The 24,135-nt window shown below is 42.9% G+C and carries 24 protein-coding genes; 15 read left to right on the plus strand and 9 right to left on the minus strand.

From position 1 onward, the window contains the following. The first annotated feature begins 507 nt into the window (after positions 1-507). Together ablA and ablB are read left to right on the plus strand one after the other, a co-directional pair. Positions 508-1,824 (plus strand): lysine 2,3-aminomutase, encoded by a 1,317-nt coding sequence (ablA, locus tag V7O62_RS09985; protein WP_406656178.1) that lies wholly within the window; start codon positions 508-510, stop codon positions 1,822-1,824. Next, positions 1,814-2,650: a putative beta-lysine N-acetyltransferase gene (ablB, locus tag V7O62_RS09990; protein WP_406656179.1), complete on the plus strand. Its 837-nt coding sequence runs from the start codon at positions 1,814-1,816 to the stop codon at positions 2,648-2,650. Before ablA ends, ablB begins: the two co-directional genes overlap by 11 nt. A 23-nt stretch (positions 2,651-2,673) precedes the next feature. Here the strand turns inward: ablB and V7O62_RS09995 are convergent, their stop codons facing one another. Then, a complete protein-coding gene (locus V7O62_RS09995) occupies positions 2,674-3,117 on the minus strand; it encodes an Lrp/AsnC family transcriptional regulator (protein WP_406656180.1) in 444 nt (147 codons plus the stop codon). A gap of 172 nt (positions 3,118-3,289) precedes the next feature. On the opposite strand from V7O62_RS09995, the gene V7O62_RS10000 reads away from it, so the two are divergent. The 3 genes from V7O62_RS10000 (at position 3,290) to V7O62_RS10010 (ending at position 5,502) form a co-directional block, all read left to right on the plus strand. Continuing rightward, on the plus strand, positions 3,290-3,769 hold the full coding sequence (locus tag V7O62_RS10000) for a 3-isopropylmalate dehydratase small subunit (protein WP_406656181.1): 480 nt from the start codon (positions 3,290-3,292) through the stop codon (positions 3,767-3,769). Between the two features lie 47 nt (positions 3,770-3,816). After that, complete coding sequence (locus tag V7O62_RS10005; protein WP_406656182.1) at positions 3,817-4,944, plus strand: isocitrate/isopropylmalate dehydrogenase family protein; 1,128 nt, start codon at positions 3,817-3,819, stop codon at positions 4,942-4,944. 261 nt (positions 4,945-5,205) lie between these two features. Continuing rightward, positions 5,206-5,502, plus strand: a complete 297-nt coding sequence (locus tag V7O62_RS10010; protein ID WP_406656183.1) for a hypothetical protein — start codon at positions 5,206-5,208, stop codon at positions 5,500-5,502. A gap of 39 nt (positions 5,503-5,541) precedes the next feature. On the opposite strand, the gene pyrH is transcribed toward V7O62_RS10010, so the two are convergent. The 3 genes from pyrH to V7O62_RS10025 all read right to left on the minus strand — a co-directional run bounded on the left by pyrH (position 5,542) and on the right by V7O62_RS10025 (position 7,297). Beyond that, a complete protein-coding gene (gene pyrH, locus V7O62_RS10015) occupies positions 5,542-6,246 on the minus strand; it encodes a UMP kinase (RefSeq protein ID WP_406656184.1) in 705 nt (234 codons plus the stop codon). Between the two features lie 15 nt (positions 6,247-6,261). Then, positions 6,262-6,996 carry a hypothetical protein gene (locus V7O62_RS10020; RefSeq protein WP_406656185.1) on the minus strand — a complete coding sequence of 245 codons (735 nt, stop codon included), beginning with the start codon at positions 6,994-6,996 and terminating at the stop codon, positions 6,262-6,264. 124 nt (positions 6,997-7,120) lie between these two features. Beyond that, the gene (locus V7O62_RS10025) at positions 7,121-7,297 is read right to left on the minus strand and encodes a DUF362 domain-containing protein (RefSeq protein WP_406656186.1); all 177 of its coding nucleotides are present in this window, start codon (positions 7,295-7,297) and stop codon (positions 7,121-7,123) included. Positions 7,298-7,559: 262 nt separating this feature from the next. On the opposite strand from V7O62_RS10025, the gene V7O62_RS10030 reads away from it, so the two are divergent. The 7 genes from V7O62_RS10030 to V7O62_RS10060 all read left to right on the plus strand — a co-directional run bounded on the left by V7O62_RS10030 (position 7,560) and on the right by V7O62_RS10060 (position 14,464). Next, positions 7,560-8,204: a type IV pilin N-terminal domain-containing protein gene (locus V7O62_RS10030; RefSeq protein ID WP_406656187.1), complete on the plus strand. Its 645-nt coding sequence runs from the start codon at positions 7,560-7,562 to the stop codon at positions 8,202-8,204. A 47-nt stretch (positions 8,205-8,251) separates the two neighbouring features. After that, positions 8,252-10,441, plus strand: a complete 2,190-nt coding sequence (locus V7O62_RS10035; protein ID WP_406656188.1) for an ATP-dependent DNA helicase — start codon at positions 8,252-8,254, stop codon at positions 10,439-10,441. Between the two features lie 89 nt (positions 10,442-10,530). Next, positions 10,531-10,956, plus strand: a complete 426-nt coding sequence (locus tag V7O62_RS10040; protein ID WP_406656189.1) for a GerW family sporulation protein — start codon at positions 10,531-10,533, stop codon at positions 10,954-10,956. A 78-nt stretch (positions 10,957-11,034) separates the two neighbouring features. Beyond that, entirely contained in the window at positions 11,035-11,715 is a 681-nt protein-coding gene (locus V7O62_RS10045; RefSeq protein ID WP_406656190.1) for a DUF2953 domain-containing protein, read from the plus strand. A gap of 50 nt (positions 11,716-11,765) precedes the next feature. Beyond that, positions 11,766-12,725, plus strand: coding sequence for a beta-ribofuranosylaminobenzene 5'-phosphate synthase (locus V7O62_RS10050; RefSeq protein ID WP_406656191.1), 960 nt, complete (start codon positions 11,766-11,768; stop codon positions 12,723-12,725). A gap of 3 nt (positions 12,726-12,728) precedes the next feature. Beyond that, positions 12,729-13,772 (plus strand): NOP5/NOP56 family protein, encoded by a 1,044-nt coding sequence (locus V7O62_RS10055; RefSeq protein WP_406656192.1) that lies wholly within the window; start codon positions 12,729-12,731, stop codon positions 13,770-13,772. Then, the gene (locus V7O62_RS10060) at positions 13,772-14,464 is read left to right on the plus strand and encodes a fibrillarin-like rRNA/tRNA 2'-O-methyltransferase (RefSeq protein WP_406656193.1); all 693 of its coding nucleotides are present in this window, start codon (positions 13,772-13,774) and stop codon (positions 14,462-14,464) included. The genes V7O62_RS10055 and V7O62_RS10060 overlap by 1 nt, the downstream gene beginning before the upstream one ends. A gap of 3 nt (positions 14,465-14,467) precedes the next feature. Here the strand turns inward: V7O62_RS10060 and V7O62_RS10065 are convergent, their stop codons facing one another. Continuing rightward, positions 14,468-16,063, minus strand: coding sequence for a DUF2254 family protein (locus V7O62_RS10065; RefSeq protein WP_406656194.1), 1,596 nt, complete (start codon positions 16,061-16,063; stop codon positions 14,468-14,470). Between the two features lie 109 nt (positions 16,064-16,172). On the opposite strand from V7O62_RS10065, the gene V7O62_RS10070 reads away from it, so the two are divergent. Together V7O62_RS10070 and V7O62_RS10075 are read left to right on the plus strand one after the other, a co-directional pair. After that, the gene (locus tag V7O62_RS10070) at positions 16,173-16,475 is read left to right on the plus strand and encodes a nucleotidyltransferase family protein (protein WP_406656195.1); all 303 of its coding nucleotides are present in this window, start codon (positions 16,173-16,175) and stop codon (positions 16,473-16,475) included. 30 nt (positions 16,476-16,505) lie between these two features. Further along, entirely contained in the window at positions 16,506-16,820 is a 315-nt protein-coding gene (locus V7O62_RS10075) for a DUF86 domain-containing protein (protein WP_406656196.1), read from the plus strand. A gap of 10 nt (positions 16,821-16,830) precedes the next feature. Here the strand turns inward: V7O62_RS10075 and V7O62_RS10080 are convergent, their stop codons facing one another. Further along, positions 16,831-17,514, minus strand: coding sequence for an SAM-dependent methyltransferase (locus V7O62_RS10080; protein WP_406656197.1), 684 nt, complete (start codon positions 17,512-17,514; stop codon positions 16,831-16,833). Between the two features lie 108 nt (positions 17,515-17,622). Here V7O62_RS10080 and V7O62_RS10085 point away from each other — a divergent pair, with 108 nt between their 5' ends. After that, positions 17,623-18,111 carry a small multi-drug export protein gene (locus tag V7O62_RS10085; protein ID WP_406656198.1) on the plus strand — a complete coding sequence of 163 codons (489 nt, stop codon included), beginning with the start codon at positions 17,623-17,625 and terminating at the stop codon, positions 18,109-18,111. Positions 18,112-18,151: 40 nt separating this feature from the next. Here the strand turns inward: V7O62_RS10085 and V7O62_RS10090 are convergent, their stop codons facing one another. From V7O62_RS10090 to wrbA, 3 genes are all read right to left on the minus strand, one after another. Continuing rightward, positions 18,152-22,372, minus strand: coding sequence for an alpha-2-macroglobulin family protein (locus V7O62_RS10090; protein WP_406656199.1), 4,221 nt, complete (start codon positions 22,370-22,372; stop codon positions 18,152-18,154). 220 nt (positions 22,373-22,592) lie between these two features. Beyond that, the gene (locus V7O62_RS10095; protein ID WP_406656200.1) at positions 22,593-23,267 is read right to left on the minus strand and encodes a hypothetical protein; all 675 of its coding nucleotides are present in this window, start codon (positions 23,265-23,267) and stop codon (positions 22,593-22,595) included. A 240-nt stretch (positions 23,268-23,507) separates the two neighbouring features. After that, complete coding sequence (wrbA, locus tag V7O62_RS10100; RefSeq protein WP_406656201.1) at positions 23,508-24,125, minus strand: NAD(P)H:quinone oxidoreductase; 618 nt, start codon at positions 24,123-24,125, stop codon at positions 23,508-23,510. Positions 24,126-24,135: the final 10 nt, after the last annotated feature.

Consider the following 24,135-nt stretch of genomic DNA (forward strand, 5'->3'; position numbering starts at 1 on the left):
TAATGCATCAGAGAGGGGAATGATTAATGCAAGAGATTCCTCCGCGCCTGTAGATATATATAGTTCTATATAAACATTCCGAACCGGCTTTTTCCTGTTTATAGGATGGTATTTTTCTTCTTAATTATCTGCAAAAGCAACTCTCAAGCATTCAAGCAATTGTTTAATTTCTTAACATATATACTAAGTTATTATAGTATTTTCTAATCCATAATACGTCTCAGGACGACATACTTATTCTCGTTCTTGAATCGGTCAGGTCAACTATTTTTACTAACTTCCCTTTCCTCAAAAAAAATGCCGTTTTTTCTATGAATGCTCAAATTAATTATTTATTGTTTCATCTCGCTAGTTTCTTTGTAACATCTAAAAAAGTTAAGCTATACATTCGCTGCACTTGTAATGTTATTGCAGCGCTTTCTTTTAACTGCTGTTGTGGATTATATTGCAGCAGTTTTAGTGAATTCTAAAAAAGGATAAATTTTCTAGCTTCTCGATAGTGATTTGATGAAAACCCATTCAGTCAGACAAAAAAATATTGCCAAAAAGATAAATCCCGAGCTCGCAATTTCCAACTGGAAAGACTGGAAATGGCAGATCAGACATTGTGTCAGGGATATAGATACTTTTGAAACACTTCTTGATGTCGAGTTCGAATCTGAAGAGAGAAAGTTGCTCGAGGAAACACTTAAGAAATTCCCACTTTCCATAACCCCGTATTATCTATCGCTTATTGAAGCCGGGGACCTTAAGAACGATCCGATATTCATGCAGGCCTTCCCCTCACCAAGTGAACTGATTGTTTCTGAGGATGACATGCATGACCCTCTTTCAGAAGACATGGACAGCCCCGTGCCGGGAATAACGCACAGATACCCTGACAGGGTGCTTCTTCATGTAAGCAATGTCTGTTCCATGTACTGCAGGCACTGTACTAGGAAAAGAAAAGTCGGGGATACGGATTCAGTTCCTGATAGGGATGAAGTTCAAAAAGGCCTTGATTATATCGCCACTCACTCCGAGGTCAGGGACGTACTTTTGTCAGGTGGGGATCCGTTCATGCTTTCGGATGATTACCTGGACTGGATACTTACGGAACTTCGCTCAATACCACATGTGGAAGTCATAAGAATTGGCACAAGGATGCCAGTGGTGCTGCCATACCGTGTAACCGACCAGCTTGTTGATGTATTGAAGAAGCATCATCCGGTCTGGGTAAATACCCATTTCAATCATCCACGTGAGGTAACTTTCTCTTCAAAGCAGGCCTTGAGAAAACTTGCAGATGCCGGTATACCCCTTGGGAACCAGACCGTTTTGCTCTCGGGAGTGAATGACTGTTATAGGATACTTAAGAGGCTCTTCCACAAACTCGTGGCAAACAGGGTTCGCCCTTACTACCTGTATCAGTGTGACCTGTCGGAAGGTCTGACCCATTTCAGGACTTCCGTTGGAAAGGGAATTGAGATCATGGAAAACCTTGTAGGCCATACCAGTGGCTTTGCGGTTCCAACTTATGTAATAGATGCTCCAGAAGGTGGAGGCAAGATACCGATACTTCCCACATATATGATATCAAGGTCAACCCACAAGGTTATATTGAGAAATTACGAAGGCATCATAACATCCTATAAGGAGCCCGAATCCTATACTCCTGTGTACTGTGACCGCAAGTGCGAGGGTTGCAAACTGCAGCTTAAACTTGATGATGCGCCGGAGTCAAAGTCGGTTGGAATTGCAAAACTCCTGTCGGATTATGACGAAACCCTCAGTCTGGTTCCGGGAGATACTGCAAGACTGGAGAGAAGGGACTTTGACGGATAAGGTAGAATCTCTGGGAAATTCCGTAATCCAGCATGGCAGTTTCAATGACAGAATCTACTTGATACATCTCTCCCCGTTGGATTATGATTCCATACTGGAAGACTTGGAGAAGATCGTACAGGAAAATGGCTACTCTAAAATATTTGCCAAAATTCCCTCCTGCCAGAAAGAGAATTTTCTTTCTTCCGGATACAGGGAAGAGGCGTATATTCCCGGTTTCTTTGATGGGAGTAAGGGTGCCAGTTTCATGTGCAAATATTTCTCGCAATCAAGGATGCTTAATGATGAAACTGAAAGTAACAGAGAAGTTTTGGAGACTGCTCTGTCTAAAAATGGTGAAGTCAAGGACATTCAACTTGCTGAGAATGCTTCCTGCGTTTTCTGCATAGAAGAAGATGTCTTCCGAATGGGAGAGATTTATCAGGATGTATTTACTACATATCCTTTCCCTATACATGATCCTTCATACTTGCTCAAGATGATGTCAGAGAATGTTCTTTATTTCTGCATAAAAGAAGATGACCGGATCGTAGCACTGGCATCCTGTGAGATGGATATTGAGAACAGGAATGTAGAGATGACCGATTTTGCAACAGTTCCGGAATGTCGTGGCAAAGGTTATTCCCTATATCTGTTGGGTGAGATGGAGAAAGAAATGTCACTCAGGGGCATGGTCATATCCTATACCATTGCAAGAGCTGCTTCCTGTGGGATGAACATTGTTTTTTCTAGGAATTATTATGAATACGCAGGTATGCTTGTGAAAAATACGAATATTGCCGGCAAACTCGAGAATATGAACGTGTGGTACAAGACACTGGGCTAAAGATGCTGCTGTCTGTCGATAGATCACACGTAGTAGATGCTATCTTTGATATTTTTCGTAACTATTTCAACACTGTAGTTCTGCACGGGTATTTCTGAAAGGAGCTTGTCGCTGATGAAGTCTGTGAGTTCGTCTTCATCATCAAAAAGCCCGAATGCCTTAATAGAATACTGTCCTGTGGTCTGGTAAACCTTGATGAACTCTTCGATTGCATGCAGTTTTTTTATGCTCGCTCTCATCTTTTTTGGTTCCATTTCAAGATTGAATATGGCAAATGTCTTTTTCCCGAACTTCTTAGGGTTGAGTAGGACAACGTAGTTCTTTATGTAACCTTCATCTTCCAGCTTTTCCAGCCTGTACCTGACACCATTTTCACTGAGACCAACTTGCTTCGCAATCTCGGAAACCGGAGTTCTAGCACCTTTTTGAAGGATAGAAAGAATCGCCATGTCTTTTTTGGTTACCATTGCAATAAAGTAATAGCTGCTTCTATTAAGATTTTCTCATGAGGATATGTTAATTATTTCGCATGGTGTTCTGTGCCGTACTGTTATTTCCAGTAGTATTATTTAGGATGATTGTATCTATGGTATGGTTTCAACTTAGCTTATAATCAAATAATCAATATCCGGTGTTAATATGAAAGGAAGAGTATGGAAATTCGGAGATGACGTCGACACGGATGCTGTTATACCTGGCAGATATCTTATTCTCAATACGCCTGAAGAACTTGCAGCACACACCTTTGAAGGTGTCAGGCCGGAGTTCGCAAAAGAGGTAAATGAAGGCGACATCATCGTCGCAGGTAACAATTTCGGTTGCGGTTCTTCAAGGGAACATGCCCCAATCGCATTGAAAGGTACAAAGATAAGCTGTGTGATTGCTAAGTCATTTGCACGTATCTTTTTCAGGAATTCTATCAACATCGGTGTGGCACTTCTTGAGTGCCCGGAGACCGATAAGATCTCCGACGGTGATGAGCTTGATGTTGATTTCGCAACAGGTGTTATTACAAACCTGACAAAGGATGAAAAATACCAGGCAACACCCCTTCCCGATTTTGTGAGGGGTATCATGGATTCAGGCGGTTTGATAGAGTATATACGCAGGATCATCTGAAATCTTTCTTATGATCCGATAAAAAATGATTATTACAGGAGAATAACATGACCCAGTATAAAATACCCGTAATACCCGGAGACGGTATCGGACCTGAGATCATTGCAGAAGGTCGTAAGGTCATCGATGCTGCAGGTGAGAAGTTCGGTTTTGACGTTGAATGGGTAGAGTTCCCACACGGTGCTGACCACTATCTTGAAACAGGTGAGCTTATTTCGGAAGATTCACTGAAGGAGCTTTCACAGTATTCTGCTATTTATCTTGGTTCTATAGGAGATGACAGGATCGCACCGGGTGTACTTGAGAAAGGTATCCTGCTTTCTGCGAGATTCTACTTTGACCAGTACGTCAACCTGCGTCCGATCAAGCTTCTGGATGGCGTATGGTGTCCTCTCAAGGACAAGACCCCTGAAGACATTGATTTTGTTGTTGTCAGGGAGAACACTGAGGACTTCTATATCGGCATAGGCGGACGTGCAAAGTCAGGCGCAAGCAAAGATCTGCTTGAGGTCAACAGGACACTCTACAATGCAAAGTTCGGTCTTGACATCGAGACTGACAGTGAGGAAATCGGATACCAGATAGGTATGATCTCAAAGGAAGGTACACAAAGGGTGCTTGAATACTCCTTCGACCTTGCTGAAAAGAGGAACAAGCATGTTTCATCAGTTGACAAGGCAAACGTCCTTTCGGATATCTACGGATTCTGGAGAGAGGAGTTTAATGCTGTCGCAGGGAAACATCCTGATGTAAAGACGGACTTCAACTTCGTTGATGCAATTACCATGTGGTTTGTGAAGAATCCTGAGTGGTTCGATGTGGTTGTAACACCTAACATGTTCGGTGACATCATTACAGACCTTGGTGCAATGGTTCAGGGTGGACTTGGACTGGCTCCCGGAGGAAACATCAATCCTGAAGGTACCAGCATGTTTGAGCCTATACACGGTTCAGCTCCTAAATACAAGGGACAGAATAAGGTCAACCCGATAGCAACTATCTGGGCAGGTGCCATGCTTATTGAACAGATTGGAGAAAAGGAAGCAGCAGATTCCATTGTATCTGCAATCGAGACAAATATTCTCGAAGCTAAAGTCCAGACCTATGATATGGGTGGCTCAGCAGGTACATCCGATGTCGGTGACGACATTGCCAGGATAGTACTGGGCAAATAATTACTTCTCTTTTTTTTGCATTCTTCGGAATGCATTTTTGTTTTCATTTTTATTCATGTTTCTATGCTTTTTCCGTAAGTTGCTTCGTTTTCATACCTCATTATGATGAGTAGGATTATATACACAAATATAGAAATGATTATATAGCTGAGGGCGGATTTTTCAACTATAATTGAAATCATATGTCAGCTGGAAGCGGAATCCTGATGTCTGTTTCACACTCGGGATGATGGTTTGTTTCCAGAAGGAAGTGTTATTTGTATGGCTAGATCAATTGAAGACCTTGAGAAAGACCTTGATACCATGAATGAGATGTTCCGCAAATATGTGAAGCTTTCATCACACTATCAGAAACAGATCGATAATGCGGAGATACCGGAAGAGCAGCGCGATGTTTTGCTTGAAAAGCTTGCCCTGGAAAATGAAAAGGTTCAGAAAGCAAAGTTGCAGATCGAGAAGTTTGAGCAAACAATCAAGGTTCTGAAGGAGTCCAGAACGAAAATCAAGGACGTTACCTCCAGAGATGAAAAGATAGATTATCTTGTTGCCTATAATTAAAAACAGCAAAGGATGTTTGTTTTCAATCCATCCTTATAATTAACCTTTGATGCGGGTTCCAAGATGAACTTTCTTCAAGGGCTCTGTTCTCTCACTTTCCTGCATGATCACATTCAGGACATTTTGGGCATCACTGCCATCCATGACAATTGTCTCAAGGTTGCAACGTTCGATTATTTTTGCAGCCAGAGGATCTACCGGTGATTTGGAGCCGGCTTTCATTTCCGTGACCATCACAGTCTTGACAAGCTCCTTAGGTGTCATGGTCTCATACTTCACCGCATCAGGATGCTGTCTCGGATCTGCAGTATATACGCCGTCTACAGCAGTAGCAATTACAAGCAGGTCCGCTTTCAGGTATTCGGCAAGTATTGCTGAAACAGCATCTGTTGTCTGGCCGGGGATAACTCCTCCCATTACAACTATCTTACCGGAAGACAATGCATCTTCAGCCTGTATATAGTCATGTGGTGTTCTTGGATATGCGGCATCACCAAGCGCAGATATCAATAGTTTTGCGTTCAGCCGCGTTATGTCGATTCCAATGTAATCACATTCTACTTCATTTGAACCTGTGCTACGTGCTACATTGATATAATCCCGTGCAGCAACCCCCCCACCGGTGACAACGACTAAATCATGCTCTTTTGAAATTTCTTTAAGTGCATCTGCATAAGCCAGAAAACTTTCCGGCTTCAGTTCCTTTGCTAGAATAGATCCGCCTACTGATAAAACGACCAACATAATAATCTTTAGTGGTTAACGCTGTCTTTGGCTTAAAAGTATCGCCATGGATCCTAAGGCTATGAGGCCAATAAGGAAGCTAAATCCCGGGATAATTGTTGAGATGGATAGTGGTCCTTTGTCCTTTGCCAGGTTTTCGCTGTGTAGAACTTCACCACTGTACAGCCCTGAAATTTTTACCGCTTCTCCGGTTTCCAGGTCTGTGGCTCCATAGTAGAAAGCTTTCATCTGGTTTCCCGTGGAATTCTCGGTAAGGGTTATCGTATGACGCCCCATTGAATAATCTATGCCCGTGAGTTCTCCTCGTATTGTGATATATTTCCCGTTATGGGAAGCAGGATCGGTATTAACATCACTGATGTTTGTTTCTCCAATGTCCTGTATGGGATAGCGTAGCACATAGGACGGATGCATGATGTCATCTCCGATGGGGTCATACCTGAATTCTCCGGTGATCATGGCCTGCTCTCCTTGAGTAAAACCACTGAATAACTCGGCTTTACTGATATCTATTTTCAATGATTGATCATCTTCTGTTATCACAGCAGATTGCTTTCCAATTTCGGAAAGGTTGCCAACAACGCTTATCTTACGATATGCCATCGTGCTGTCATAAATGGTAGGATCTTCCATGATCTTTGAGACCGGAACTACCTCAAGTTCGAATATTGAAGCGTTTGCAGAAGTGATGGTACATGCAAGCAACAGCAAGGTTATCGTTACCAGCCACATTTTACTGTTCTTTTCCAATATATCACCTTATCAGAGTTTTCCATCTTGTGAAGGGACCTGATGTTGAGGACACTTGCACCGCCATTTCCCCGGAAAATAAAAAAAGAATAAAAAATAGGATATTTCGGAATAAGCTAATCGCTTATTCCATAGCTATTGCGTCTGTTGGGCACACATCGACACATGCACCACAGTCCAGACACTCGTCTGCATCTACGACTGCAATGTTGTCGCCGTTCAAGACGATTGCGTCTGCTGGACACTCATCTATGCATGCTCCACAACCGACACATTCGCTGACAGTAATAATTGCTACCATTTTACTTTTCTCCTTTATTTTTCGATTGGTTAAGCATATTATATAAATATGCTTTATATTAGTAGTAACCTACAATCTATCATAACATAAGTAAAATAAAAAGTTATCGTTGTCTGTCTAAAGAATAGCGTTTCCATAGTTAAGTACAGGCAATTTAAACTTATCTGGCTATTTTACATTTTATTTGGGCATAACCTGACTATTAAAATATATGTTGGTTATATTAAGTAAAATTTATATCTTATTTATTCAATTTTAAACTATGAAAAAAATATTGCGGACTGATGCAATATATGAAAGTAGTGCAGTATCTTCTGTGGTTGGTGCTATTTTTATGCTGATTCTTGCGGTTCTGCTCGCAGTAATATCTTTTTCTGTTGTATATGGGAATGGCTTTTCCAGCTCACTGAGCAAAGCCCCTATGTCTGTGATTGAAGTGAAGAGCATAGAAGGTGGTGTGCCTAACAAAGTAAAGTTCAAGGAAAACTACATCGTGCTTTTGCACAAAGGTGGTGAATCCTTGCAGACGGGTAACACAAAGATAATCATTACTGGTGAGGGAAGTGCCTATACAGGGGTTTTCGGATCAGGTGGAACTACTCGATTTGGTGACATATTCATCAGTTATGACGATTTGACTACTAACGGAAAAGATTCACCATATGCCTCCCGTAATCCAAATCTTCTTGATGGGACCTGGTCTGCAGGAGAAGAACTGATTCTGAACGGATATGATAGTGCTGTTGGAAGTACTCCTTCTTCAGTACACGTTACAATAAATTGCATGACCAATACTTCGGACAACTACGGACTCAAAGATGGTAGCATTGTTATTGTCAAAGTATATGACCGGAAAACTAACAGGCTCATTGCAGAGTGTGAACACTATGTAGAATTGGCACAGTGATCTTCATCAAAACCGTTTAAGTAATGTGAGCTCATAGGGGTAGTGCAATGAGTGCTAAAAGCGGTTACATGAGGTACTTCCCTAAGACTGCCTGCTATCCCAATCAGCAGGATGCCATGGATAAGATACATGCTGCACTGATGAATCAGGATATCATCCTTTTTGAGGGTGCATGTGGCACGGGTAAGACTCTCAGTGCACTTGCTCCCTCCTTGCATGTGGGAAAGCAGCTTCAGAAAACCGTTATCATTGCTACAAATGTGCACCAGCAGATGGTGCAGTTTATTAATGAAGCTCGTGAGATCAAGCAATCCAATGATGTAAAAGTTGCTGTTGTCAAGGGTAAAACTACCATGTGTCCTAATGGGGTTGACTATGACGAATGTTCCCTGAAAAGAGAAAACACTTTTGAGATGCTTGAGCTTGAACGCGAAATTGCTCTGAAAAAGCAGGAAATGAAGTCTGCAAATGAAAATTACAAACGTTCCCGTGATCCCGCACTGATTGCTTTGCGTGATGCTCTAGCAAAGGAACTGGATGTTGCGGAAGAGAAAATCAAGGATGTCAGGAATCGTTCCTGCAGTTATCTATATGAGGTCCTGCGTAGCGACAGTGAGTCTTTCAGACAGTGGCTCTTTGCGGATGTGCGCACACCTGAAGAAGTCAATGACTATGCTTTCCAGAAGGGTATGTGCGGCTACGAGCTGCTTAAACGTGAACTTAAACATGCTGACTTTGTCATATGCAATTATCACCATGTACTTAATAGTGACATCTTTTCGACAGTTCTGAACTGGCTGGAAAAGGAACCTCAGGATGTCATTACTATTTTCGACGAGGCCCACAATATAGAATCTGCGGCAAGGTCACACTCTTCGCTTACAATTACAGAACATACTATCGAAAAAGCAATCTCCGAGATAGAAGCCAATCTGGATCAGATGCCTGATGGCGGTTCGCATAATCTCTTCAAGATACTCCTGAACCTGATGCAGGATACATATAATTCCCGTTTTAAGTTCGGTGAACGTGAAAGGGTTGGAAAGAACTGGTACGACATGCGCATAAGTGATCCTTATGAACGTAATGATATGATTGCCGGTAAGTTCCTGAGACTTGCAAAGGAAGCCGGATTCGGGGATGAAGAAGGAATACAAACGACACTCTCCGAGGCAAGTGCTTTTGGTTCGATGCTTGATGACAATTATCGTGAACAGTACAAGAAGGGCCTGAGCAAGATACTGAAGCGTTCCCATATTCGGTATGCTGCAGATTTTCTTTCTTCTTACCTTGTGCTCTCGAACAACCCGAATTATTATCCTATCCTGAACGTAAGACGGGACATGGACAATGAGATATACGGCCGTCTGGAGCTGTTTACATGCATCCCGAAAAACGTCACTGAGCCACTTTTCGATTCTGTTTTCTCGGCCATACTCATGTCGGCAACCTTGAGGCCTTTTGATATGATAAAATCAACTCTGGGAATTGGCAGAGAGATATGTGAGATAGCCTTTGGGACTTCGTTCCCGGAAGATCGTCGTCTGACCATTGCTGCCTCCGTCCCTCCGCTTTTTGCCAAAAGCCGGGATGATCCCCAGACATTACAGGCTGTAGAAGAGGTCTTGTTTGATGCTGTGGAGAACACCCAGGGAAATGTTATCATCTTCTTCCAGAGTTATTTCGAAGCAAAGCGTTATTATGGTAAACTAGATGCGAATTTCAATATCCCTGTTTTCCTTGATGAGGTGGGCGTGTCTTCCCAGGAAGTAAGGGAGGATTTCTTCCGCATAGGTGAAGAAGGCGGTAAAGCGGTGCTGATATCCTATCTATGGGGTACTCTTAGTGAGGGAATCGATTACCGTGACGGAAGAGGCAGGACTGTTATCATCGTAGGTGTCGGATACCCGGCTCTCAATGACCGGATGAATGCGGTTGAGTCTGCCTACGACCATACTTTTGGATATGGTGCCGGCTGGGAGTATGCCGTGCAGGTGCCGACAGTCCGAAAGATACGGCAGGCAATGGGAAGGGTTGTACGCTCTCCTATGGACTATGGTGTAAGGATTTTGCTTGATGGTCGCTTTCTTACAGATGCACCCGATAAGTTTGGCAAATTTTCAGTATTCGAAGCTTTTCCTCCGGAAGAGAGAGAAGAGTTTGTTGATGTCGAACCGGATAGGGTAAAATATTCTCTTATGAATTTTTTCCAGGATAATGCTGAAAGCACATCCTGATGTTTTTAGAATTTTCAGATACGTTTTTTTATTATGAGAGTCTATACTGAATAGGAGAATGAATATTTTTCCTTTTAAGGGGTTATCTAATGGCAGTTGAAGACATTATTAAGGATATTTCTTCGGAACTGGAAAGACTTGTGAACACAAAAACCGTTATCGGAGATCCTACTACTTTCGGAGATACGACTATTATTCCTGTCACCAAAGTTTCCTTTGGTTTTGGAAGTGGTGGCGGTGAAGGCAAAAGAACTGATAAGGAAGAAGGATTTGGTGGAGGAGGCGGTGCAGGTGCAAAGATTGAACCTGTAGCATTCATTGTGATTTCTCCCGATGGTGTGAATCTGCTTCCTATTTCCGGCAGGGGTGGACTTGAGCAGGTTATGGAATCCGTCCCAGGTCTACTTGATAAGGTTAAGTCTATGACCTGTAAGTCAAATAAGGGAAAAGGAGAGGCAAAGTCCGAAAAATCAGATGCTGGCCTTGCAACTGATGAAGCGAAAACGGAGTCTTAATCCTAGTATAATAAGTGAAAGAAGACCACAGCATGTCTTCTTTTTGTATCTGATATTTCTTTATTGTGTGGGGCGGTAATGCTTTTAGAAATAATTGTAGCTTTGCTGGTAGTTCTGTTACTCCTGATTTTATTCGTATCGTTCCATGTTCTGCTGGTGCTCGACAAACAAGGCAAAGATTTCCAGTACAGGATACTTATCAAATGGCTTTTCATAAGTTATTCCCTGAAACCGGAGAGGTTTATTGGTAAGGGTGAAGTTCCGAAAAAGAAAGCTGTTCCCAAAGCAAAGCCTGAAGAAAAAGTTGCTGAAAAGCCAGTATCAAGGGAAGAAAAAAGGGAAGCTGAAGAAGAAAAGAAAGCCGCTGAGCCGGAAAGGTGGAATGTCACCAATGTAATTAAGCTTCTCAGGTTATTGACAGTGCCTGTTATCAGGCTTCTTGAAGGCATACTCGAAGCAATCAACATCCATAAACTGAAACTGGATATGAAGTTTGGCCTTGCTGACCCTGCGGACACCGGCATGGCGATTGGTTATCTATATGCTTTGAGAGGTTATCTTGAACATCAGTATGAAAGGGTCAAATTATATGCAGAGCCTGATTTTGTTGAAATGATGCTTGATTTCAATGTTATCGGCGATGTCAAGTTCAGGATCGCAAACCTGCTACCGGCAATTCTTAAGTTTATCTTCAACAGAGATGTGTTGAGGGTTTCATGGGCACTGATAAGAAAGAAGGACATCCCTGACCCAAGCTGATTTTTCAAGTGCTAATAGTTTAATAGTATGTTGAACTGATAGACATTAGCATGATCAGAATAACGTCTCCTTCCAGGTTACACCTTACACTAATAGATATGAATGCATCATGGGGCCGAATAGATGGTGGTGCAGGCATATCCCTGGAATCTCCTCATATAACCATATCTGCGGAAAAGTCTGAGGCTATAGAGGTTATAGGAGAATCTCTTTTAAAAGAAAGGATAGAGGCTGCAGTAAGGAATGTCCTTCCCGAAGGGCAAGGGATACGAATTATTATTGAAGAGGATATGAATACCCACGTGGGTCTTGGTTCAGGGACTCAGGCTTCCCTTTCGGCTGCTGCTGCTGTTAATGAGTTGTATGATCTCGGGATGAGTGTGCGTGATCTCGCCATTGCAGTGGGACGTGGTGGTACTTCGGGAATTGGTGTAGCATCCTTTGAATCAGGTGGTTTTATTGTTGATGGAGGGCACCGATTTTCCGATAAGGGCTCTTTCTCTCCTTCTTCAGCAAGCAGAGCTGATCCGGCACCGGTAATTTTCCGACATGATTTTCCGGATTGGAATATTGTTCTTGCTCTTCCTGATACCCAGGGTGCCCATGATGCAAAAGAGGTTGACATTTTCCGCAAGGTATGTCCCATACCTCTGAATGAGGTTCAGGAAGTTTCTCATATTATTCTTATGAAAATGATGCCTTCAATAATTGAAAATGATATTGAGTCATTTGGCCATGCCGTTAATCACATACAAAGTCTGGGTTTTAAGAGACATGAAGTGAAGCTGCAGCATCAGGCTGTGAGGGATGTGATGGCACTGATGCAGGAATCCGGTGCATATGGAGCGGGTATGAGTTCCTTCGGGCCTGCAGTCTATGGAATTGTGGACAATAAGGAGGATGCTGCTTATGTTATGGAAGACGTACAGGATCATCTTGACAGGACTATCGGTGGCAGGGTCATAGTAACAAAGGCAAACAATTCAGGTGCAGATATAAGGGAGGTATGAACCATGACTTTGGAATTTACAGCATGGTTTGGCAGATTCACTTTTGATGAAGAGGGAGAACTTATCGATTGTGAGCCTTTTGAAAAGGATCCTGACAAACTTGCAGAACGTCTTCTGGAGCTACAGGAAAGTGGCCAGAGTATTCCTGCTACTGCTTCTGACCTGAGACAACTGGCCTTTGATTGTGGTTTTGTAGAACTGGATGAGGATTATGACATCCTGCTGAGGGATGTCTGTATCAGGGCAGCTAAAAGCCAGATATCCAGTACAGATACCGATGATGTACGTATCGTGCATGCAGTTGAGGCGCTTGATGATATTGATAAGAATGTAAATGAGCTCAGTGAGCGCCTGCTGGAATGGTATGGTGTCTATTTCCCGGAACTGGGGCTTACCGGAGAGCCACTGGCAAGATTTGTGCTGGCCTTTGGTTCACGTGCTAATGTGCCTGAAGACCATGCGCTATTTGAAAAGGCATCAAAGTCAATGGGAGCAGAACTCTCTTTTGCAGATGAGGAACTGTTGAGAGCTTTTGCTTCAAACCTATGCAGTCTGTATGATACCCGCAGGCAGATTGAAAGTTATATTGTAACAGGTATGGGCTCCCTGGCACCAAACCTTACAGACATTGCCGGGGGTCTTCTGGGAGCCAGGCTCATAAGCATTGCAGGAAGCCTGCAGAGACTTGCAAGTTTTCCTTCCAGTACCGTGCAGGTAATAGGTGCTAACAGGGCACTGTTTAAGCATTTACGTTCAAACACGCCGTCGCCCAAACACGGTATCATATTCAATAACATCATCATCAAAAACGCACCCTGGTGGCAGAGAGGTAAACTTGCAAGAGCTTTTGCCTCGAAGATAAGCCTGGCTGCGAGGACTGACTTTTATACCGGTGAAAAGGATCCTTCCATCAAGGAAGAACTTGAGAAGAAACTTACTGCGATTCGAAATGCTAATCCGTCTCCGCCGAAAAAAGCATCAAAGCCTAGGGGTAAGTCTTCAGGAGCAAGAGGCAAAGGAAGAAAGAAGAAAGGAGGCAAACGTTAATGTCAGTTGAAGAATTGAGTGACGGCATATTTCAGATCGATATCGACGACAGGAAGGTACTTGCTACCAGAAATCTCATGCCGGGTATCAGTGTTTACGGCGAGCGTCTCATAGAAGAGGAGGGTGAAGAGTACCGTCTCTGGGACCCAAGCCGTAGTAAGCTTGGAGCTATGGCATTGAAGAAATTTGAGATTCCTCTTACATACGATTCCACTGTATTATATCTTGGTGCAGCCTCGGGTACAACCGTGAGTCATGTTTCGGATATACTCCGGGACGGCCTGGTCTACGCAGTCGAATTTTCTCCCCGTACCATGCGTGATCTTATCCAGCTCTGTGACCAGCGCCCAAACATCATCCCTATACTTGCGGACGCCAACAAACCCCAATCATATGCACACATTGTTGAAAAAGTGGATGTTATCTTCCAAGATGTTGCCCAGCCCAACCAGGCAGAGATCGCAGCTATCAACTCGAAATATTTCCTTGAAGAGAATGGTCATTTGATGCTTTCCATCAAGTCAAGGAGTATCGACACCGTAGCCAGTCCCAAAAAGATATTCAAGGACGAGGTTCGCAAATTAGAGACCGACTTTGACGTGGAATTTGAGGTGCTGCAGAGAAAAGAACTTGAGCCGTTCCATGAGGACCATTTGGGTTTAGTGGCTCAGATGTTTGTGGATGAAGAATAGGGATTATTTATCTTCACTACTTTTTTGTTCTATTTTTTTAAGTCCTTCTGTACTTAGTTTGACAATAATATCCCATTTATTTTCATTAGCTTTCTTCAATAGTGCTTTGAGTGCTTTCTCTGCTTCAGTCTTTGCCTCTTCAAGTTCTTTTTCAGCTGCTTTAGCCCCTACATCTCCAAGTTTCTCTGTAGCAGTCTTTGCAGCTATCCCAAATTTAATTGGAGCGGCTTTTATGCCCACATCTCCAAGTGCTCTTGCAGCTACTGCTGTGGAGGTTTTTAGTTTATTTTCGGCAGCTTTTATGCCCACATTTCCGAGTTCTCTTGCAGCTACCATTGCAGCTATATCAAGGTCATTTTTGATGGATTCTGTTCCTACAATTTGAAGTGTGAATGCAGCTACTTGTGAAGTTGCTCCTAATTCATTCTCAGCTGCTTTCGTCCCCATATACCCAATTGATTTTAGAGCTTCTGCTGCGGCATTTCCAAGATTTTTTTCAGCTGCTTTTGCCCCCTCGTCCATCAGTGCTGTTAAAGCTGCTTGTGCTTCATCTTCATAATTTTTTTTAATAGCTTTAGCCCCTACTTCTCCTAAAGCTTTTATATTTTGTTGTAAAAGATTTTCAAAATCTGTTTCTGAAATGTTTTTGCCTATAATTTCAAGTGCATCTATTGTCTTCAACACAGCCTTTGAAAAACCGTTATTGCATGCTTGGGTTCCTATTCTTTCAAGGTTAACAATTGCAGATAAAGTAGAGTCTTCATTTTGCTTGTTTAGGGCTTGTATTCCCAATCTTTCAATATGTAAAGTTATATGATTGGATAACTTTGCTTCTTCTTCGCTTTCAAATTGAGTGTTTTTAAAAATAAATATTATTGAATTTGCTATGGAAGTGAGTCCATTTCTTGCAGTTTCATAGTCATTTCTTTCGAGAGCCCTATTTATCATGTCAATTATTGGTTGAATTGTGTCTCTATCTTCTATTTCTTCATCGATTTTCAATGATTCAAGAATATTTTCTTTTGTAATATCTTCTGATAGCAATTTAATCACAGTCGAAGGCTTCAACAAATCAAGAGTCTTCAACATATACGGCACCAGACAAATGAAAGCAAAGAACCCCATAAAATAAGCAGTGAAAATGGCGCCCTCCGTATAATTACTCAAAACACCAAGCCCGATGATCTTAATCAGTCCCAGTCCGTAGAAGATGGTAATAATGTAGATGCTCAGAAGTATCCACATATCGGGTTTTCTTTTGTAAACATCGATGACCCTTGCGGAATAGGATTGGGCTGCAAGCTGCACGGCTACAAGGCTTAGTGTGATCACCAATGCGATGACGGCTGCGAGACTCTGGACTAGGGCGCTGAGGAGATAACGCTCGTTATCGAAGAATCCCATGTCATTTAGCTGTGTGGTGTTGTATTGGGTGTAGATAGTATTGTTTAAGATACTGAAATCAGGAAATAGAGCTCTGAAAATCAATATTACTGCTCCAAATACTGAAAGTACAGCAATAAGTAGAACAAAATAAAATACTATTCTGTTTGGCCATGATGGCTTGTCTAAATAATCTATCCATTTTTTTGCTAGCATTCCAACATAAAGTAGACAGTTTTAACAAATAAAAAATTATTGAAGCAACAAGCAACTTATACATATGAAAATAACATATTACTCAGAAAAGACCTTTCCTGAGATTACTATGCCAGCCAAAAAAGATGTCGGAACTTACAAACAAAGGCTCCATGAAATGTTGCCGGAGTTGAAAGAGGAATATAATGTAAGTTACATAGGTCTTTTTGGGTCCTATGTGCGCGGAGAAAATTCGCCGGAAAGTGATCTTGATGTTTTGGTAGAGTTCAGCAGTGCTCCTACTCTTTTCCGCTTTGTAAATCTTGAAAACTACCTTTCAGATAAATTAGAAGTCAAGGTGGATCTTGTCATGAAAAATTCACTGAAACCTAACATCGGTAAATACATATTAAGAGAAGTTGAAGCTATTTGAGGTGTTAGAATTCGGGACATAAAGGACTATGTGCAGGACATATACAATGCTATGGATGCAGCAGAGGACTTTGTCAGTGATTGTACCTATGAGGAATTCAGTGGGGATATCAAGACACAATATGCTGTGATACGCGCACTTGAAATTATAGGAGAGGCTGCGAAGAATGTTCCTGAGGACATAAGGCAGAAGTATCCCGCTGTTCCCTGGAAAGACATTGCTGGTATTAGGGACAAGTTAATCCATGCTTATTTTGGTGTGGATCTTGAAGTGGTATGGCTTAGTGTGAAAGAAGGTATTCCTGAAGCAAAACCTTTGATAGAGAATTTATTAAACGAACTCTAAACTTCATTCATTATACTCTTGTAATCCTCAACATCCTGTTCCCACCTTTCTGGAACTCATAATCCACCTTCTCCTCACGGACAGAATATCCTTTTTCAGAAAGGTAATCAACCACTTCATCAACATACAAAGAGCGTCTTGAGTTCAGGTCAAGCAATGGGAAAACTCTTACTTCTCTTGCAACCCTTAGAAGTTCGTCCATTGCCTGAAGATGGAAGTCAAGAGATAGCTGTTCTGAGTACAGGAACAATAAATGTGATACAAGCACCAGGTCAAAAGAATCATCTATGAACGGCAACTCCGGTAGCTCCCCTGCTATATAGCGTCCATGCAGTTTACCTGCTTCGAAGTCATCGAGAAATAGCTTCATGGATTCCATACGTATTTTTCCCAGCTCTTCAACTGAGGGAATACTCTCCCATACAAACTTATCCTGATTTGCCCTAGTCTGCTCAAGTACTTCGGTATAGGTCTCATCTATTCTTTTTTCAATAATATCCCTGTCAAAATTGTAGACCGGATCAACAGATACGACCGTTTTTCCTTCTTGTGTCATTTCACAGTTAAAACTGGCAGGCCCGTCTCCGCATCCAAGAATAGACCTGTCCAAGTCCTCATCGCTTAGGTTGAACATGTCGATATATTCCTGGAAGGAGCGACCCCAGGGAACGATATTCTTGTATTCGACAGACATGAAATATTCATTATCCCAATACCAGATAAAACAGACGATGGAATTTTTTATGCTTATTGTAACAATTATCAAGAAAGCATATATGCCTTCGAAAACTAGCATTTAATAATGATTGGAGTCGGGGTACTGGAAAATGCCGAGGGGTCTGTAGCGTATGTTCTTGTGTTTATACTGGCAGCGATTCCCTGGATTGAGCTGCTTCTCGTCATTCCGGTAGGGGTTGCCATTGGCCTGAACCCTCTGGCTGTTGCAGTGCTTGCAGCTACCGGGAATCTGGCAACAGTCTATCTTCTGGTTTTTGCTCATGATTCACTAAGTTCTTTCTGGAAAAAATTCCGGTTAAATGATAATGATACGGAGCCTGAAGGAAGAAAAAGAAGAGCAATGCGAACATGGGATACCTATGGCTTGCCAGGACTTGCAATGATAGCACCCATTGCTACAGGTACGCACCTTGCTGCCCTCATTGCTCTTAGTTTGGGGTCCAGGAAATATTCGGTGATCCTGTGGATGAGTTTGAGTATTCTACTATGGACCGTGGTGGTTACAATAATCTCATATTATGGAATTGAAAGCTTGAAGTGGTTTTTAGGTTGATGGCAATGTAGAATAAAAAATCTGGGAGGCATTGCCTCCCTCAGGCAATTGTTACATTGGTGCCATTTGACTCAGCAACGACCTCCGGGTTGTAGTATGAGTAAGCTCTGCTTTCAGATACTATAGCCTTCACAGGGAACAATGCTTTAACCTGCATGTTGAACCTGATCTCTTCGCCGGGCTGCATATCATCGATGTAAAGTATTACTTTGCGTCCTGCGATTTCGTATCTGGTAATCATGCCATCTTCCTTGAGGGACTCAAGACTTGATGAAACGGGTGTGAATCCGGTAGGAACCGCGATATCCACTATCATCATTCCGCTGGAACTTACTGAGCCATCGATTCCCTGGATTCCATTGTACTTCAGACGGGTGTTTACGGTCACTATATCGTTCACTGCAACATCAGTAGAATCATACTCCACGTCAAGCTCTATCTCCTTCTGCTCGATGACTTCAGGTAAGATTACATTGAAGCGCCTGACAAGTTGGTAATTCAGTTCTCCTGTGCCTTCAAGATCAAGCTTTACCTTCGATGCGTTTTCCGGAATTTCCACGATTTGCACAACATCAAAGTTTTCAGAATTTACGTTGATGGACTTGATTTCTTTGTCATCTGCAAGCACGCTAACCGTAGCATCGATATCTCTGCCCGCGTTTGCCGCAGCGGTCATCAGTGCCCTGAATGCCATAACAGTATCCTGGGTACTGGAGAATCCTCCATTGGAGTTACGCTGTGCAGCTATCCACTTCAATGATGAGCTTGCTGTGGAATGCTTGCCTTCTATTAAGACAAGGGTTGCATAAGCGGTTGTCTCCACGTTCTTGCTTGATGGCGCAATAAAGTGGTAGCCTTCGTGCTCATAAGGCCTTTCCACAGCACCGTCACCGTATCCCCAGTAAGTTCCGTCATCGTCCTGTTTGGCAATTTCCAGCAGGTCGTTGAGGGCCTCATCAGCGAATGGGCTGTTAAGTTTCTGAAGAGCAAGGGTACCGATTGCAAGGGCATATGGATCGTCCTGATCTGCAAGATTGTCCTCAAGGTACTTTCTGGCATCAGCCATAACTGTGGGGCTGGCAGAGCCGTATTCATCAAGTGCCAGGGTTACATACGCTGTCAATGCGTAGGTGCCGCTGACACCTCCCATCATATCTTGATGTATCACAAAGCCCACAGGCTCCCAGGAACCGTCAGGTTGTTGGTGTGATTCGATCCAAGCGGAGGATTCTGCAAGGATGTTCTCATCAATTGTTGTCAGGTCCCTTGCACCACTGAACTGTGACAATACGAAGGCTGTCAGCCAGAGGCTGCCTTCAGGATCGCTCTCTCCGAATGCGGAAAATGATCCGTCACTGTGTCTGTATGTAAGCTCTCGCTGGTAACCTGTGACGATGTACATTTCAGCCTTTGCCTTCAGTTCAGGGTTATCCTGTCCTGTGGCTTCAAGGTAGCGCAGCACCTCAACATCAGTAGAGAAGAGCATCATGTTTTGCTCTCCACACCCGTATGGCATACCAAGCAGGTTATCCACACCGTTTATGGTCTGGGCTACTATGCTCGGAGTAAAGCTCACAAGTACCTTGCCTGAATCCGGGACAATATCTCCCGGAAGGGTCGGATCAAGTTCCACAGAATTATTCTTCAGCACTCCGTTGTCCACAATCTCCCTGGTTGCGCCTTCCGGTTCGATGATGATATCTTTGCGGACCGCATCAGCTTTTTCCGTAGTCTGTCCGGTGATCTCGATCAACTGCTTTCCAACTTCTGTCGGGCGGATAGTAAAGCTTGCATGGGCAACACTATTTGCTTCTACAGGTACTTCCTGCACATCGCCACCAACAATTTCAAACCAGTCTGCACCTGAGAGTGTAATCCTTACTTTCTGTTCCCTGTCAAGATAATTGTAGACCTGCACCTGTACAGGGAATTCTTCCCCCCGGGTTACAGCATATGGCAGGTCGGGGTCTATAAAGAAGTCCTGAAACACTGTCAGGCTTGATTCGGAAATACCGATGCCCTCCGGGCCAGATGACACTGCATGTAGTCTCCATGTTGTGATACTGTCGGGTGCTGTCAGGTCAAGACTGGCAAGCCCGCTGTCATCTGTAAGTAAATCCGGCATCCAGACCCATGTTTCAGGGAATAACTGGCGTACCCTTTCCACTTCTGCAAGGGGCTCCGCACCTCCCTGAAAAGTTTCTTCTTCCATAACTTCTTCATCAACGTCCATGGCCATTTCGGGAACCGCTGCTTCCATCACCATGTCGTCAACAGCCATTCCTTTCCCGAAGACATTAACTCCTCCATCAAGTTCATATCTGGTGGGAGATTTCGGAACATTGATTCCAGGGGATGCCATGACGGTAACACCTGAATTTTCAAGTATTTCATGTGCTCCCTCCTGATACCATACAGGATGGGATTCTGCCTGCGGTTCCATGAAGCGTCTTTCAAGTTCATCAAACACCTGTTTGAGGTTGAGCCTGCCCTCGCTTAGTGCATATACCGACTCGTCAACGATGGAAAAGCCAATCATGGATTTACTGCCTGCATCAAAGTCAACGGTAACATCAGTTCCCGGTTCCACTGATTCGCTGTCAAAGGAACTGGAAAGGTCTATCTGCGTGGAGAACTGCACATCAAAGGGCAGCGCATCCACGGAAACCTCACTATTGGGATTGATAGTGTACGCCACAATCTTGGCCTGAGGGCTCATCTGTGGCGTCACAGGGATACTGATGTCTTGCTCGCTGCTCGTTGCCGAATAGACTGTCCTGCCGTTGGCAAATACATCATAGAACACGGTTCCGGCATTTGTGGAGTAGACTCTGAAGGAAATCGTATCCCCCACCTCGGGAACTCCTTCACTGGTCTGGCTTATGTGAATAAAGCTTGCACTTGGTGAGTAAACAGCCCCCATCTCTTTATAGACAGATGCTTCATCTGCCCAGGCATTAAGGTGAACTGATGCAGTTGATTCGGGTATTTCATATGTAACAAGTACAACACCGTTGCTGGTCGATATGGTATCTTCCTCTTGTGTTTCGTGGTAGGACTCATCTTGGAAGTTTGCGTTGATTGTTACTTTAGTATCCACAGGATTTCCGCCGGGATCTTTCGTAACCACAAGCACCTGGAGAGGCATGCCCGGCTTTACGTAATTAGACTCCGGTATCAATTGCAATACCAGGGGGGAGCTGGCAACGGTTAATAATTTGTTACTTGTCTCGCTGTGGTTGCCTGTATCTGTGACAGTAACATTGAGCATCAGGCTTGCCTGACCCCCGGCACCGTATGTACCTGCAGCGTATTCCACGGCTGGAAGTTCGAATTCAACTGAACCTTCCTCAAGTTTTCCGTTAAATGTCGCGTACTGCTCCCATTCCCCTACATAGCGTAAAGCTTCAACAAGTACTTCTCCTTCCACATCCTTACCGAAGAAGTAGTTTGCAGAGACAGTACCCGTAATCTTGTCAGATACAAGGAACCATTCCTGTGGTGTGCTGAGGGATACATCGAATTTTGGCAACACATATTTGTCCACCTGGATATCAACATTGGACATTGATTCTCCTGCTGTTGCGATTATTTTCCATGTGCCCAGATTAAGTTCAGAGGCAAGTGGCATGTCGAAGGAAGCTACACCGTATTCATTTGATCTTAGCTCTTCCTTGAATACCTTGATTCCTTTAGCGTCTGTTATTTCAAGGGTTATATCCTGCTCGACCGGCACAAGGTTGTTGTTCAGTGAAAGAACTCTGCCATGTACTGTCTGGCCCGGTTTGTATATGGGCTTGTCAGTCTCGATAAAAAGTGGATTGTTTTTTACCACTTCTACCGTGGCTGTAAAATTACGTTCATATCCTGCAGGTTTTGCAGTGAGTACATAGCGTCCTTCTTCAACATCCGGTACTTCAAAGGAGGCGACTGAATTACCTGATTCGGATGTGGAAACCTCTGCAAGTGGTATTTCATTGTGATTCTCGTCTGTTAATGTATACTCGATACACCTGCTTACTGGCTCCCCGTCTTCAAAGGCTGCCATTGTGACCGAGCTCTCTCCTCCTGAGTAGAGCATCTTTGGGGCGAGTATGAAGAATTCGTCACCTGAATCTGCAAACTGCCCAGTACAGGGCTCGGCCTGATTAGAAGAGAGTTCTCCGTTTTCGGTATCATTTCCGATACACCCTGAGAACAGGGAGAATAGTATCAATATACAAAGTAACAGTGATTTTAACCTGGTTTGTTTAATCTTCATTTTTCTACCACACCCGACATCAGATCAGGAATAATGTTCGTGATAGAATGTAAGGAACACGAGGGTATATACCTTGCTTAAGCTTCAAAGATGTTCGAACTTAAGTTGATTGATGAGGTTTGATTCTAAAAGAGAAATATATGAAATTCTATGTTCCATTTTCTTCTAATATCAATTTGCACTGTAGAACCAAGAGCAATTATTCGGGAAAATTCATACTTCACTGTATTTTCTTGATTTGAATCAGGATAACGCCAAAAATCATAGACAGACTTTCCCATATTCCCAATGCAGGTGTCTGCTTGCTACCAATTTTTGAATCTAGCAATGTCTGATTCCTAGTTTCATAGGTTTTTTGTTCCTGTTTAGGCTTATGAATCTCTTTCTTTGTTTCATTATCAATATCATAAAAGTAGAAAGGAAATTCTGTAAAACCTATCATTGAAGTTTGATTTGTAAGAGTAAATACTACAGGCACATCCTCAATACCATTTTCAAGTGCATATCTTTCTACAATGCTGTATATCTCATTGAGGTAAATTTGTGAATATGTTATTTCTTTTCTGCCATCATCATATAGCTCTATCCAAAAGTATCCACGAGTTGGACTGGATCCATACTGGATGACAGATCCATTCGGGTAAAAGTTTGTTTCATCCCATGATTCATCCCTGATATTCCTCAATTTAGAAGTAAATTCATTCAAATGGCTTGCATTTTGAATATCGGGAACCTTTCCGTAAGCTTTCAGGACAGCAGGGTCATATATAGGACTTGCAGGATCAGTACAGTTTGCAAGTTCATATTTTGATATTTTTGCTATTTTCGGAAATGCATCTGGACTACTGTTGTACATTACACTTGATGCAGTTGCAAGCGAAGCTCCCACAATCAAGATAACAATAGCAATCAACAAATAATTTGTTTTACGCATACCTTTATTTTTCCATTTAGTGAATGCATTATTTCAGACTGTAATATGTATAGGATATTTTATTTTTTATTTATTCGTTATGATCATCAGTTGAACTATGAAATGTCTAGACGCAAAAAAATTAAATCATCAAAGTCAAAAATGTATAAATAAAATGAGTTAATGTTGCAGATTCTGGCGGAACCAGCAAATCAAGTCTTATTATCCTACTAATTTTTTTGTAATCTCCGCAACATGCTTCCCCTGGAACCGTGCAATACCCAGCTCATTCTCGCTTGGCTGTCTGGTATCTGGGCCGTTGCCGGCAATGGTTGAAGCTCCATAGGGGCTGCCTCCTGTGATCTCTGTGAGAATGGATTGTCTTTCTTCCGAATAGGGTACGCCTACGATTATCATTCCGTGGTGCAGCAGGGTTGTGTGAAAGTTCAGGATGGTGGATTCCTGGCCTCCGTGCTGTGTAGCACTGGATGTGAAAACACTGCCGACCTTGCCGATGAGTGCTCCTTTTACCCAGATTCCTCCTGTCCTGTCAAGGAAAGCACGCATCTGTGCAATCATCATTCCGAACCTTGTGGGAGTACCAAAGATTATGGCATCTGCTTCTTCCAGATTGTCGACTGTTGCAACCGGAATGTGGCTAAACATCTTTTTTGATTCCGTAGCTCCCATCTTCTCGAGTATTTCGGGAGTAAAGGTTTCCTGAACCTGATAGAGTCCTACTTCCGCACCTTCGACTTCCCTTGCACCCTCTGCAACTGCTTCGGCCATTTTGTAATTATGCCCGAAAAGGCTGTAAAATATAACATTGATTTTCATCATTTCCCCTTCC

It is taken from the genome of Methanolobus sp. ZRKC2 (genome assembly GCF_045291185.1).
Classification (GTDB): Archaea; Halobacteriota; Methanosarcinia; order Methanosarcinales; family Methanosarcinaceae; genus Methanolobus.

Bases quoted from the DNA above. Each gene is read 5' to 3' on its own strand.
- V7O62_RS10090 (WP_406656199.1), bottom strand. From the start codon at position 22,372: ATGAAGATTAAACAAACCAGGTTAAAATCACTGTTACTTTGTATATTG.
- V7O62_RS10070 (WP_406656195.1), top strand. From the start codon at position 16,173: ATGCCAGCCAAAAAAGATGTCGGAACTTACAAACAAAGGCTCCATGAA.
- V7O62_RS10045 (WP_406656190.1), top strand. From the start codon at position 11,035: ATGCTTTTAGAAATAATTGTAGCTTTGCTGGTAGTTCTGTTACTCCTG.
- V7O62_RS10000 (WP_406656181.1), top strand. From the start codon at position 3,290: ATGAAAGGAAGAGTATGGAAATTCGGAGATGACGTCGACACGGATGCT.
- V7O62_RS10080 (WP_406656197.1), bottom strand. From the start codon at position 17,514: ATGTCTGTCGAATACAAGAATATCGTTCCCTGGGGTCGCTCCTTCCAG.
- V7O62_RS10035 (WP_406656188.1), top strand. From the start codon at position 8,252: ATGAGTGCTAAAAGCGGTTACATGAGGTACTTCCCTAAGACTGCCTGC.
- V7O62_RS10050 (WP_406656191.1), top strand. From the start codon at position 11,766: ATGATCAGAATAACGTCTCCTTCCAGGTTACACCTTACACTAATAGAT.
- V7O62_RS10055 (WP_406656192.1), top strand. From the start codon at position 12,729: ATGACTTTGGAATTTACAGCATGGTTTGGCAGATTCACTTTTGATGAA.
- V7O62_RS09995 (WP_406656180.1), bottom strand. From the start codon at position 3,117: ATGGTAACCAAAAAAGACATGGCGATTCTTTCTATCCTTCAAAAAGGT.
- wrbA (WP_406656201.1), bottom strand. From the start codon at position 24,125: ATGATGAAAATCAATGTTATATTTTACAGCCTTTTCGGGCATAATTAC.
- V7O62_RS10030 (WP_406656187.1), top strand. From the start codon at position 7,560: ATGAAAAAAATATTGCGGACTGATGCAATATATGAAAGTAGTGCAGTA.
- V7O62_RS10085 (WP_406656198.1), top strand. From the start codon at position 17,623: ATGATTGGAGTCGGGGTACTGGAAAATGCCGAGGGGTCTGTAGCGTAT.
- V7O62_RS10060 (WP_406656193.1), top strand. From the start codon at position 13,772: ATGTCAGTTGAAGAATTGAGTGACGGCATATTTCAGATCGATATCGAC.
- V7O62_RS10005 (WP_406656182.1), top strand. From the start codon at position 3,817: ATGACCCAGTATAAAATACCCGTAATACCCGGAGACGGTATCGGACCT.
- V7O62_RS10040 (WP_406656189.1), top strand. From the start codon at position 10,531: ATGGCAGTTGAAGACATTATTAAGGATATTTCTTCGGAACTGGAAAGA.
- ablA (WP_406656178.1), top strand. From the start codon at position 508: ATGAAAACCCATTCAGTCAGACAAAAAAATATTGCCAAAAAGATAAAT.
- V7O62_RS10065 (WP_406656194.1), bottom strand. From the start codon at position 16,063: ATGCTAGCAAAAAAATGGATAGATTATTTAGACAAGCCATCATGGCCA.
- V7O62_RS10025 (WP_406656186.1), bottom strand. From the start codon at position 7,297: ATGGTAGCAATTATTACTGTCAGCGAATGTGTCGGTTGTGGAGCATGC.
- pyrH (WP_406656184.1), bottom strand. From the start codon at position 6,246: ATGTTGGTCGTTTTATCAGTAGGCGGATCTATTCTAGCAAAGGAACTG.
- V7O62_RS10010 (WP_406656183.1), top strand. From the start codon at position 5,206: ATGGCTAGATCAATTGAAGACCTTGAGAAAGACCTTGATACCATGAAT.